General features: G+C 43.7%; 8 protein-coding genes. All 8 read right to left on the minus strand.

What is annotated here, in order from left to right; genetic code table 11:
- Position 1: 1 nt before the first annotated feature.
- The 8 genes from GVK91_RS08130 to GVK91_RS27365 all read right to left on the minus strand — a co-directional run bounded on the left by GVK91_RS08130 (position 2) and on the right by GVK91_RS27365 (position 12,584).
- The gene (locus GVK91_RS08130; RefSeq protein WP_159727824.1) at positions 2-1,429 is read right to left on the minus strand and encodes a DUF5009 domain-containing protein; all 1,428 of its coding nucleotides are present in this window, start codon (positions 1,427-1,429) and stop codon (positions 2-4) included.
- Between the two features lie 24 nt (positions 1,430-1,453).
- A complete protein-coding gene (locus tag GVK91_RS08135) occupies positions 1,454-3,304 on the minus strand; it encodes an FAD-dependent oxidoreductase (RefSeq protein WP_159727826.1) in 1,851 nt (616 codons plus the stop codon).
- Between the two features lie 127 nt (positions 3,305-3,431).
- Complete coding sequence (locus GVK91_RS08140; RefSeq protein WP_153847162.1) at positions 3,432-4,223, minus strand: alpha/beta hydrolase family protein; 792 nt, start codon at positions 4,221-4,223, stop codon at positions 3,432-3,434.
- A gap of 249 nt (positions 4,224-4,472) precedes the next feature.
- Complete coding sequence (locus GVK91_RS08145) at positions 4,473-6,971, minus strand: sugar-binding domain-containing protein (RefSeq protein WP_200845563.1); 2,499 nt, start codon at positions 6,969-6,971, stop codon at positions 4,473-4,475.
- Between the two features lie 28 nt (positions 6,972-6,999).
- The gene (locus GVK91_RS08150) at positions 7,000-8,913 is read right to left on the minus strand and encodes a family 43 glycosylhydrolase (RefSeq protein WP_153847163.1); all 1,914 of its coding nucleotides are present in this window, start codon (positions 8,911-8,913) and stop codon (positions 7,000-7,002) included.
- 109 nt (positions 8,914-9,022) lie between these two features.
- Positions 9,023-9,700, minus strand: coding sequence for a DUF3823 domain-containing protein (locus GVK91_RS08155; protein WP_159727828.1), 678 nt, complete (start codon positions 9,698-9,700; stop codon positions 9,023-9,025).
- 12 nt (positions 9,701-9,712) lie between these two features.
- Positions 9,713-11,563: a RagB/SusD family nutrient uptake outer membrane protein gene (locus GVK91_RS08160; protein WP_153847165.1), complete on the minus strand. Its 1,851-nt coding sequence runs from the start codon at positions 11,561-11,563 to the stop codon at positions 9,713-9,715.
- 1 nt (position 11,564) lies between these two features.
- Positions 11,565-12,584 (minus strand): hypothetical protein, encoded by a 1,020-nt coding sequence (locus tag GVK91_RS27365; RefSeq protein WP_200845564.1) that lies wholly within the window; start codon positions 12,582-12,584, stop codon positions 11,565-11,567.
- Positions 12,585-12,620 lie beyond the last annotated feature (36 nt).

Genomic DNA, 12,620 nt, shown 5'->3' on the forward strand with positions numbered 1-12,620 from the left:
TTTATGACTTCCAATAAAGTTTTAACCGGCTGCTCACGATCGTCAACAGCGCCACGATTCCAGTGAATAATACACCGCGCATCACTCCCCCAAAAACACCCTGTGCCCCCATCTGATCAAGAGCGCTCTGTAGTCCCGTAAGCGCCAATAGTGGGATCAACAATAGATTTCCTGCGGTATAGGCGACCATCGGATTTTTACCAACCAGTGCTATACCTCGAAACAGCGATTTTCCAAAAGCAAGTTTCTCGATACAACACAGCATTGTTAGCGCATAACAGGCTAAGCCCGTACAGACAAAATAATAGCTGTATGTGGAATAATCCTTTTTTATTCCTCCCTCATACGCTTCGAAGATCAGTCCTAAAAAAAGCAGATAGCTTCCGAGCACAGCCATTTTTGCCTGCAGTGTCAGTACTTCGCCCCTCCGAAAAACACCTGAACAGAAGCATAGCGAAAAGATCAACATCAGGGTAAGTCCGATATTGATATCGAGATAGCGCATGTATAGATTGAAGACATTCAGCCCAATTAGAAGTGCACAGAGCAAGCCTTGTAATGCCAGTTGAGACCGCTGCATCCTGGGTTTGTCGGCCAACGACGTATCAGCAATAATCCACTCGCCGACAACTGTAGCCGGAAGGATAATAAAGAGGTATTTGAGGTAATAAAATTGATAAAGCCAAGTCGCAGGGCTGAGTTTGTAGATAAATTCGTTGATACTACCGACTTCTTTGGATCCCAAAAAAACGCCCATAATAAATGGTAAAATCGCCATACGTAACCAGATGGATTCTGCCGTCAGCCACCACCACAGCGTTCCAAACAAAGCCATATTGGCCAGTACCAGAATAATAATATCTGTCTTCTGGAGGGTAAATCTATCCGTTGGTGCATACAACAGATATAGCATCCCTACAGATAGCAACAGGGCCACTATGTGAACAAGTCTCGCGGTCCGCATCGACAAATAGGACTTTAAATCGGCATAGAGCGCAAAGAGCAGTGCAAACCCCACGATTGACAAGAGATACTGCGACGCAGCAGGCTCTCCACTCATAACCCAAGCGCGCATATAAAAAGAAAATAAGGCGAAAAAGAATAAGGCAACAAAACGCTTAAAAATTGCACCCACGATAGGCAAAGCGTTTAGGTTAGCCACTTTTTTCCGCATAGCCAATGGGATGGCCGCCCCCATCGTAAAAAGGAAAATCGGAAAAACCAGATCTACCCAGGTTATACCTGCTATACTGGGATCAAATACATGTTTGGGCGGTGGCACCTGTGCATGGTACATCCAGGCAGGAAGGTTTCCAAATGAAATGCTCGATGAAAGCACCATTAAAAGGATGGCAATTCCCCGCAGAACATCCAAACTATCGTTTCGCTGCTGTGGAGTCGCTTTGGAATTTGGTAAAATTGGTATCATCTCGTTTTTCTATGCGTTCGGAAATCAATTTTTTGTTGCTATAAATTGGCCGGTAAAATCCACCGGCCGTTCAAACGGCTTTAGGATATGATCCAACACAACCGCCACTTGAGCCCTTGTTAACACTTGATTTTCTTTTGCTGCAATGGCGGACCAGATTTTATCTTTATTCAAAGTGGGATCGACTTGGAGCAATAGAGCCGCAAAAAATTCTGCTGTGACATCGGCACCCGAGCCAGCAACTTTATCGGCCGCTGGATAATAACTACGCATACCGTCGATCAGGTCTACTTCGCTTATGCGGTGTTCGGGATAGAACCAAGTCTGATTGGCCCATTTGTAGGGCACCCCTTTTCCTTTAAGAATCCCGGTTGCTCCAATACGTTGGATTGCCTGAAAACGACTATCTTTTGGATCAACATCGATAAAGGGCATGAGATAGGCATGATTGTCCAAAAGTACTTGCTGTACCTCCCTTAATGAAAGATCTTTAGGAGTAACAGCTTGTTTTGCAGACAGCGCTGCCAGTACTCCAGCAGCTTGACCAATACCCAATACAACTGGCTGAAGGCGGGTGGCCCCAGCCACAATATTGCTCACACTGATGCTTTTTTCAGCAACAATAAAATCCGCTATTTTCTCAGGAATCAAACTTCCAAGGGGCACATTGTAAGATGGTACCCGAATCTTAACAAAATCAATTTTGGGTGCATCCGGGTTCTTCAGGTGATGATGATCGATGGTATAATCGCCTACTATCCCACCTGTGCGGTACAAAGGCAGCTCCTGCTGATAAGGGCTCTGCACATAAGGCAATGTAAGCTGCACCAAGCCTTTGGCACGTCTAGACTCGCGATGATAAGCAATAAAGGGAAGTTTATCGACCGTATCATATTCATCATCGGCAAGCCCCAAGTTTTTAAAACCAAGCTGATTTTGAAGATGATATACAAAACGTAAGGTATGATCTTTCGCCTTTTGCAATTCCACCGCCCTCGCCTTTGGCGACATTTCAATAATATTCAGGTAGATATCATTTCCATCTTTAGGCCAGTTTATCATGTATTTTCCATTCGGCAATTTGCCATAGGTAATCATTTGATCACAATTGATGATAGGCGTATTGCTGTGTGAAGCAGGATCTTTAACATCACAGGCATGTTCAAACTCTTTAGGATCATAACCTTGAGGTTTCTTTAGCAATCTCTTTGGATCGGCACCATAGTCTTTCAGGATAGCGACATAAGTAAGGTCTTGAATTATTGAATTGGCCTTTTCGGGAGCAAATTCTTCTTTCGTATCGTAGCGGCTATCCATACCGATGCTGTAAGCAACACCTGCACGCGGCAAGAGATCCCCTAATTCCGTCGCATCGACTAAAATAGAAGCGTTTACGGTTTTCTTTTTTCCTTCCTGTTCAATGGCAACGGTCCAGCCTTTAGGCTGTTTTTTCAGGTCTAAAAGGGTACTTTTATACCAAACGGCAATATTTTTTTCGGCTCCAACCATCTTTTTTAGCAAGCGGTTACCGACCGAAGGCTCAAATAGCGTATTGCTTACCCAACCTGTTTCCACTGCTTTTGGACCACCATAATAGGCATAAAGTTCTGCCCTAAATTCGCCCCATATTCCCGAAGGCATACGATGGTTACCATCAATAGCGGAGACCCCAGCGGCAGTGAGCATACCACCCAACCAGCTTGTCTCTTCCACCACAAGGACCTTACTTCCCAAACGGGCGGCTTGCAAAGCCGCAGAAACACCACTTGCTCCTCCTCCTACAATCAAGACATCGTATGAAGCAACAGCCTGCCCCTGCGAGGAGAGTGTGACAGAAATCAATAAAATAGAAAAAAAAGATTTAAACCAATTCATATGAAGTTAATTGCAGTAAATAATTTAAAAAATACGCACCAAATACCGGCGTAAGAACCACAGATACACTATTTTGTTGCCGGACTAAAGGATCAGTATAAGGTGAATAAAACATATAGGTTATCGATTAATGGATCAGACGATTAAAATATGCGAAATGAACCGGAATGGTTTTGGCCCAATAGCCAGAGGTATGAGCGCCGGGCTGCGCAATGTAAGTGGCTTTGATCTTGAGTACATCACAACTATCCCGAAGGGACTTATTGGCCCCATATAGATAATCTTCAGTACCACAATCAAAAATAAATGTCTTTTCACTCCCAGCGATCTTATGGACATTATGGATGACACTAAAACGATCGAATAATGGATTTTGATCGCTGTACTGACCTAAATGTTGGGCTAGACTTGTCTTCTTGAAAGCCGAATGTCTCAGATTGACAACTCCCGAACTGCTACCAGCACTTTTAAAAAATGATGGATAGTTAAAAAAGAGCCAAAGTGCACCATGCCCCCCCATACTCACACCCGTAATAAATGAGTTGTCCAGATCCGTATGATATTTGCCCTGTATGTAAGGCATTAATTCCCCTGTCAGGAACCGACCAAATTGTGCTCCGCCTTTTTGTGGACTGTCTAAAAACCAGCTCGTCCGAAGACCGTCAGGGCATACCACCACAAAGCCATATTGATCGCTCAATGCCTGAAAATCGACAAATTTTGAAAGACTTTTATAATTTGCCCCATGACTATGCAGCACATATACAACAGGTAAGGCACGGTTGTCCGGCTTCATCTTTGGTATATAGACGTAGCCGGAATCTACTCCAGAAAGATGAGCAGACTGTAACGTATAAAGCTCTTGTCCTTTGGCCAACATTGTACCAACGGCACATAAAAGGCATATGATTAAACGCATGGATATAATTGAGTCAGTCTTTAGATTTATAGTGAAGCTAAATTAATAATAAAATTTATAATAAAAAAAGTATTTAATAATTTTTTTTATTTAATAAGGTTGGATTACGTTATTTTATAAAGAACTATATAAAACCGTAATTTTTCCAATAGTGGAATGAACATCCGATAAGATTTTGGCATAAAAAAAGCACCGGATTTTTCCGGTGCTTTTTTTATGCCAAAAGTTCAATAAATACAAGTGAGTTAATTATTTTATGCTATAGGTTACGTTTGCCATAGTCAACCAAGGCGAGGTAAATCGTATATTAATTGTATCGCCCGATTTGCCCAAAGCCTGAACATACACGATCATTTTTCCATGATAAACGCGCTGTTTATTATCGGTATAGTCGCCCATATCTGCATTGTTCCCCGCTTCCATACCCAGTAATCGAGCATGTCCAGCAATATCACAAGTGATTTCATCTTCCGAAAGGACCACAGGAAGTCCCTTGTTATCCACCACTTGCAAGGCAACCTGCAAAATGCCATCGCTCTCAATCGCTTTCCCTCCTATCACCGTCGCCTGGATCGCCGCCGGACGTTCACTGGATTCGATAGTGTGCCGAACTACTTCTTTTTTATTCGTGTCCAGACCAACAACCTCTAGTTTACCAGCTGCATAGGGAATATCCCAAAAGATGATACCTGTCTTCTCATCGTAATTTTTCTCTTCGCCAACAACTTTACCATTGAGCTCCAATCGCGCCTGAGGGCTATTGGTGTAACAGACCACCCTGATTTGCTGTCCCTCCTGATAGTTCCAAATTGGCCAGGCATCCATGGAGGGCGCTTCATTTTTCCGTTGTCCTTGCTCGGATTCCAACGCAGACCAAACATCGGTAGTCGTTGCTCCGCCCTTCAATGGATAGGTTCCCAAATAAGCCATTGGTTTATCGGACCACAGCGATTGACGATAATAACCCCTCGGTTTAATAAAACCTGCGAAATCCAGCAGTCCTGAATAAAATCCACGTGAAGGCCAACGCCCCGACTCTCCGAGGTAGTCAATACCTGTCCACAAGAACTGGCCAAATATATGCTTGTTGTCACGCACCGCAAGCCATGCCGGAAGATCATGTCGATTTTCACTTCCAAAAATAACGCGTGCTGGATAACGCTGATGATCCAGTTGATAACGACTTTCGGTATAATTGTACCCTGCAATATCAAGTGCTCCAGGATAGGCTGTTTCATTAGACATAGCCACACCTGCGAGGCCTGCAGTAACGGCTCTGCTCTTATCGTATCTTTTTACTGTAGCAACCAGTCTTTTGGCAATATCCCCAAGGCGCATCGCATCTGGTGCATCCTTTTTGTATCCGCCATACGAAGCCTGTGTAAAACCACCCTCCTTTTTCTCGCCGTTAAGGACAGGATGTGAATAAGGGTCATTTGGATAATCCACTTCGTTCCCTATACTCCAGGCGAAAATCGAGAGGTGATTGCGATCCCGTTTGACCATATCTGCGAGATCCTGCTCGCCCCAACTTTCAAAAAAGTCATACGATCCCTCAAAACCGGGGGTCCCGACATTCCAGCCCTGCAGCCATTTCCGTTTTGGAAATTCCCATTCATCAAATGCCTCATCCATAACCAACAGCCCCAACTCGTCACATAAGGTGTAAAGCGAGGATGCTTGCGGATTATGACTGGTTCGAATGGCATTGACACCCAAAGATTTCAATGTCTGCAGCCGCCGACGCCATACCTCGGTATACATTTCAGCACCCAGCACACCGGCATCGTGATGTAGGCATACGCCTTTGACTTTCATCCATTCGCCGTTTAAAGCAAAGCCCTTGTTTGGATCAAATGTAAAAGTTCGGAAGCCCGTTTTGATTGCCGACTGATCAATTTGCTTTCCATTTTGCAATACGCTTGTCCGCAAGGTATATTGATTGGGTTGATCCAAGCTCCACAATTTAGGGTTTGCAACCGTCAATTGCTGCTGTATCGTCGCTTTAGCGGTAGCATCAATCTTCACTTTCTCCGATTTATTAGCGACAACCTTCCCTGCGGAATCAATCAACTCCTGCACAACGGTAACCGCACTGCCGTTGGACGTGCTATTGACAACGGTCACTTCGGTATTTAACATTCCTTTCCCTTGCTTTAGCTCGGGATAGGCATATACTCCCCATTGATCGATATGCAACGCATTTGCCTTTATAAGCCAAACGTCACGATAGATGCCCGATCCCGTGTACCATCTTGAATCGGCACTTTTACTGTGGTCGACCTTAACAGCGATGGTATTTTCTTTTCCAAACTCAATATATGGTGTGATATCATAAGAAAAGGATATATAGCCGTTGGGGCGTTTTCCAACAGATTTGCCATTGATAAACACCTCGCTTCGGTTGTATACGCCCTCAAAATAGATAAATATTTTTTTGCCCTGATCTGCCATAGGTATCAGGAGCTGTTTTTGATACCAGCCAATACCGCCCGGTAAATAGCCTGTCGCGCTGGCTAAACTTGGACTGAGCGGGTATTTTACGCCCCAATCATGGGGCAAACGGACCTGCTGCCACGCTCCACGCTTCGTTTCTGCACTGGCCTGCCCCTCGATATCACCCAAATGGAAACGCCAGTCTGAATTGATCGCTTCGGCCTCACCAAATCCAGCCTGTGCATATAGGCCACTGATGCCCATACCAATAGAAACAGCTAAGACTGATAGTTTTTTTATGAGATTATTCATTTTACTTTTTTGCATTAGGTTCAAGTGATTAAAGCGTTGGAACAACAGGCAACACATGGCCCTGATCATCAAAATACAAACGATCCATGCATACCTCCCGGTTAAATCCTGCTGCGTCGCCCATATCAATACCTTTGGGATAATTGAATCGATGGTAAACAATATACCATTCGTCTTTACCGGGAATCTGCAAAATCGAATTATGCCCAGTGCCATAGATCCCTTTCGCAGGATCTTTTTGTAAGACTAAATTATTAGCAGGAACTGTGATCGCTCCATCTGGGGAAGTTGCAGTTCCATAGCGTACCCGATAATTTTCACTCCGGGTATCGTCTTCTGACCAAAAGAAATAATAGCGTCCTTTACGGTAGACAACATAGGCACCTTCGCGGAATGTCTTATCCGGAGTGAGTACCTTGACTGTATTTTTTTTGATGGAAACCATATCTTTGTTGAGTTCAGCAACAGCTAGGTAACCATTTCCCCAATACAGATAGCTTTTTCCCGATTTGGGATCGTTAAACACCGCCGGATCAATCTCCTGCCCGCCATTGACACCCTCAGGCTTAAAATCGATCAGCGGTTTTCGCGAGTCCTTAAAAGGCCCGGTAGGTAAATCAGCTACCGCAACACCGATCTTTTGCGCTGCTGTAAAATAATAATAGTACTTATAATCGTTCTTGACTTTCTTTTCCGTGATTGTAGGTGCCCATGCATTTCGAGGTCCCCAGGCAACATCTTTTTTCAGGTCCAAAATCACCCCTTCATCTTTCCACTGATTGAGATCGGAAGACGAGAAGGTCTTGAAATAATAGCCCCCCCAGCCATCAAAACCATCACTCGTTGGATAGATATAGTATTTTTTTGTTTTATTGGAATAGAGTACATCCGGATCGGCATAAAAGCCATCTAAAACGGGATTCTTTCTGAATGCGAATTCCATATCTTTGGGTTTCCCCCATTTGGAGGTCAAGTCCAAAAGTTCTTGTCTTGAAATAGGAATAATGGTCCCATGACGTGGATGGAAATCCATGTCAATTTGATGGTCGATTACTTTAAAACGATCAAGGTCTTCGGAGGTGCAGAATTGGTACTTCCCTTTACCATAGACATCATACATAAGGATATATTGATCCGACTGATTGAGTTTAAAGACACTGGATCCTTCCACAGCATCATTGGTCTGCTGTTTATAACCCGGCTGTTCAATCCATTTCCCCGAAGTCAGTGAATCGGTTATCGCCAGCTTAATGCCATTGCCATGTCCTTCAGTTTTGTAGAAAAGGTAGAACAAGCCATTCTTTGCAATAATATCGCCATCGATACAGGATTTACCATTTTTTGGAAGAAACAGCACTTTAGGTTCGGTTTCAAAATCTGTAAACTCCTTATTAGCATAAGCATAGTAGATGATATCCGGACCATTTCCGTGCTGCATGGACCAGTATACCATGTATTTACCGACCGAAGGGTCATATATAGTCTGTGGTGCCCATACTCTCTTCAACGCTTCCTGGCCTTTGAAGCGCTGCTGGATATCAATTGCCTGATGAGACCAATGCACAAGGTCTTCGGATTTTAGCAGGATCAAACCCCGATTGGAATCCCAGCCTTTTGAGGAGGTCATGTCGGTGAGCACCATATAAAATGTTTTTCCATCTTCGCCACGGAGAATATGGGGATCCCGTACACCGCCAGTCTTGCTAATCACCTTCGAATCCAAGATGGGCTGGTTTTCATTCAAGGCTCTGTAGGTATAGCCATCTGTGCTGATCGCAAAACAAACAGCCTCATCTGCGACAGCATTACCTTTGAAATAGGCAAATAAATAACCTGCAAAATCTTTGTCCGTAGGTCCGCTGCGATAAGCCTGAGCAAAAACGCCGCATGTAGCATGTATTAAAAATAAGGTAACTAAGATTGAAATTTTGTTTTTTTTCATGAAGGTTTAGTAGAATAAATAAGCATTAGACCATTTTTTTGCATCGATGAAAGCCACGGAATATGATCCCGTGGCTTCGTAATCCGGCAATTTTACTTGCTATCAGCACCTATTTTAAAGCTATTTTTTGAACTGCTGTATAGTAGTACTCTCCGGATACCGTAGCTTTCACCCCTATTCGGGCAAACACATAATCGAGGTTTTTCAGGTTGTCCGGCAATTCACCGACGATACTTGTTGGTTGACCAAAAGCAACATTCGCCAAATTGGCATCCACACGCAGCTCGCGTTGTACCTGATCTGTTAAAACAGATTTACCGAGGTATAGACGCACAAACTCCAAATTTGCCGTACCTACTATTCTATTAACCGTAAAGCTAGCAGTAATACTGTTATTATTTTTTTGAAAAGACTCATTTGTCACCGTGAAATAGGGTGTTACAGGCACATCAATTGTCGTATTGCCCTTCACTTGCACCAATACCGTATCGGTTGCCTGTTGTAGCCATGGTGAATCTCCTTTCCGCACCAATTTGTATTCGCCATCAAAAAGACTAACAGAAAAAGAGCCGTCCTGATCAAAATATACGGGTATTGCTGAGCGAAGCGGATACCCATCCTGCCATAATTCCAATTGAGGCCCATTATTCCGAACGCCAATCGCCTTTCCTTCATAAACAACGCGTCCAGAAAGCGTTGATTTTGGGGCTTCAAAATTATCATATTTACAACCTACAACGAGTAGGCTTGCAAAAGCTACCAATAAGCTTAAAAATTTTATTTTCATGGTACAACTAGATTAATGGAATGGATTTCTAACTATTTTAGGATTTTTATTAATGACATCCTGACTAATGGACGCATAATAATTGGCCATACGGAAAAAGCGTGCCTTTCTGAAACGCGCAGGTCTTACCCGTTCATAGATATACTTACCGTCATCGGCATGCCCTGGACGCACGACACGATAAGCATATAGTCCATATACAACAGCGTTGGGATCATTTTCCGATCCGTCCCACACCAAATGTGCAATACGCCATCTTTTAAGATCATAGTAACGATGATCTTCGAAAGCAAGTTCGACACGGCGTTCGTTCCGGATAATATCCATTGTTAGGTTACTAACGCTATTGGCCGGAAATCCTGCTCTTTCGCGCAATTTATTGACGTAAGTTCTTGCGTCCACAGTCTGTCCCAGCTCAAATGCAGCTTCTGACGCGTTGAGATAAATTTCACCAAGACGAAACCACGGCCACCAGTTAGCAGCCGATGTACCCCGTGTACTGGCTGCCGGCGCATCACTGACAAATTTACGGATATAGAAGCCGGTGTTGCTGACGTCCTGTGCGTCATAAAGCGGTCCATCAAAGCCGGTCCACAAACCACCACTCGCATAATTCTGTCCCAGTTGTGGCGCTGCAGTAAACTGGTAAGCTCCATTCGTCCCCCAAGTTGCCACTCCAGCTTGAATACTCACAGCACGTCCGCGGAAAGAAGTTCCCGGATAAATCACCGTCCCAAACAAACGAGCATCTTTATTCGTAAAAATATCGTTGATATTTTGGTAGGCTACGTAATTTCCTGCGCCGTTTTTATCATGTAGTGTACCTTTGCTACCGTCTAGATAATCAAAACTTTCTACAAGACTCAATGAAGGAGAAATCGTCGATGATGACTCATTGTCTTCGGTCAGACTTCTGACGATATTGTCATAAGCAAAGCGGTGAACTTTTAAACTCGTGACAAAATCCTTGGCAAAGATGACTTCAGCACCAGTTTTCTTATTAAGCATATCATAAAAATTGGCACCTTTATCGGCATTCTCATTATAAAGCGCATAGGGGCCATTCATAATTTCCTTGGAAGCAGCCAGCGACTTGGTATAATACCCCGTCGCCATATTGGCTGGAATCCCCACTTCTCCTCCGGCAGTCGTTATCGGTGAGGCCATTAGATTATTATATTTCGCGATGGATGCCGCATAAAGCATTGCCCGACTTTCCAAAGCTAATGCCGTATACTTGTTGGCTCTGGTCTTACTGGCATTATAGACGGCAAGATCTTCCTTGATCTCTTCCAATTCTTTGTAAATAAAATCGTAGACTTCATACTCCTTGGCACGTGCCACCTGCAATGGTGTTGGATCACCGCTAAAGTCATAAATGAGCTGGGTTGTAACGATCGGAACCCCACCCATGCGTTTGACGAGCTCGAAGTAAACAAAGGCCCGGATGAAGCGTATTTCGGCTTTATACTGCTTGCGTTGTGCATCAGACAATTGTGTACTGAATTGATCGATATTTTCTAGGGAAAGATTCAGATCCCGAATCAGTCCATAATCCCAATAGCGACCGTAATCGTCACCAAACTGATAATCATTACGCCAGTTTTGATCGCGATGTCCCGACCACATGGCATCATCCAATTCGGTCATTCCTCCTGTATTGAAAACACCATGTAGCGTTGGCATTCTGTCGTAATAATTGGCGACGAGTGAAGTTAACAGTTTCGGGTCATTCCAAAGCTGTGCATCGGTAATCAATGATTTTGAATCCCGGTCAAACCAATCGTCGTGATTGCAGCTGCTCAACGAGGACAAGGTCAATAAAGCAACTCCTATATATGTAAGTTTAAATCGTAGTTTCATGTTAAAAAGTCATATTAAATCCAACCATAAATACCCTTTGCTGTGGGTATACTACTGCTGCTCTCGCTTCGATCTCAGGATCAATCTGGTAGTCTTTGACATTGTCAAACGAAATCAAATTTGAAGCATTGATATAGAACCGTATTTTTTCGGCCTTTATCTTTTGAATCCATGCTTTTGGCAGATTGTATCCAATCTCCAGATTGCGGACACGCAGATAACGTACATTAGTCAACCAAAAATCACTATTTCGACTATTGGGACCTGAGTTGCCGTTACGAATCGCAGGGTAGCGTCCCGGAATCCATTCACTGTTTGGATCATAAGGGTCTTTGCGATGCCATCTATCTTCAAGTAGATAGGCTGGAGAATTACCCCCACCGTGGAAGGCATTACGTAATTCATAATCCTGAAACCAGGATTGTATTGCACCACCAGCAAGATCGATATTCAAGTTGATGCCTTTCCAGTCGAGACCAATACGACCACCAAAGCTCATCATCGGTGCCCAGCCCGTTTGGTAACCTATTGGACGTTGATCCATATCGTTAATGACACCATCTCCATTTACATCTTTATAAATTAAATCACCAGGGAGTTGGGACCTATTGTTCTGACCATCATTATTGATCGGATGGTTGCGGATCTCTTCTTCCGACTGAAATCGTCCGACGACTTGGTATCCCCACCATACTCCACCCCAGCGATCCTCAATGGAATTGCGATACTCATTCCAGGAGTTGCTGAAACGAGGTTTATAGGTTTCTAACTCCCGATAACGTGAAAAAGTCATATTTCCACTGACAACATAGTTTAACTCGCCGACCTTATCGGTATAGGTAATGATACCTTCCGCACCATAATAGCCGTTCTTACCGAGGTTTTCATTGGGAAGGTCATAACCGATTTCGGCTGGTAATAGGACATCGTATCGTTTGCCAGGATATCCAGTACGGATAATTTTAAAGATATCGGCCGTCAATGTCAGCTTATTGTTCAGCAGTGTCGCATCGATACCCATGTTATAATTGGTATTTTTAACCCAGGAGAGGTTGCG

This window comes from Sphingobacterium sp. 18053 (assembly GCF_902706145.1).
GTDB classification, from domain to species: domain Bacteria; phylum Bacteroidota; class Bacteroidia; order Sphingobacteriales; family Sphingobacteriaceae; genus Sphingobacterium; species Sphingobacterium paramultivorum.

Excerpts from the sequence above, each read along its gene's own strand:
- GVK91_RS08160 (WP_153847165.1), bottom strand. The coding sequence starts at position 11,563 with ATGAAACTACGATTTAAACTTACATATATAGGAGTTGCTTTATTGACC.
- GVK91_RS08140 (WP_153847162.1), bottom strand. The coding sequence starts at position 4,223 with ATGCGTTTAATCATATGCCTTTTATGTGCCGTTGGTACAATGTTGGCC.
- GVK91_RS08155 (WP_159727828.1), bottom strand. The coding sequence starts at position 9,700 with ATGAAAATAAAATTTTTAAGCTTATTGGTAGCTTTTGCAAGCCTACTC.
- GVK91_RS08150 (WP_153847163.1), bottom strand. The coding sequence starts at position 8,913 with ATGAAAAAAAACAAAATTTCAATCTTAGTTACCTTATTTTTAATACAT.
- GVK91_RS08135 (WP_159727826.1), bottom strand. The coding sequence starts at position 3,304 with ATGAATTGGTTTAAATCTTTTTTTTCTATTTTATTGATTTCTGTCACA.
- GVK91_RS08145 (WP_200845563.1), bottom strand. The coding sequence starts at position 6,971 with ATGAATAATCTCATAAAAAAACTATCAGTCTTAGCTGTTTCTATTGGT.
- GVK91_RS27365 (WP_200845564.1), bottom strand. The coding sequence starts at position 12,584 with ATGGGTATCGATGCGACACTGCTGAACAATAAGCTGACATTGACGGCC.
- GVK91_RS08130 (WP_159727824.1), bottom strand. The coding sequence starts at position 1,429 with ATGATACCAATTTTACCAAATTCCAAAGCGACTCCACAGCAGCGAAAC.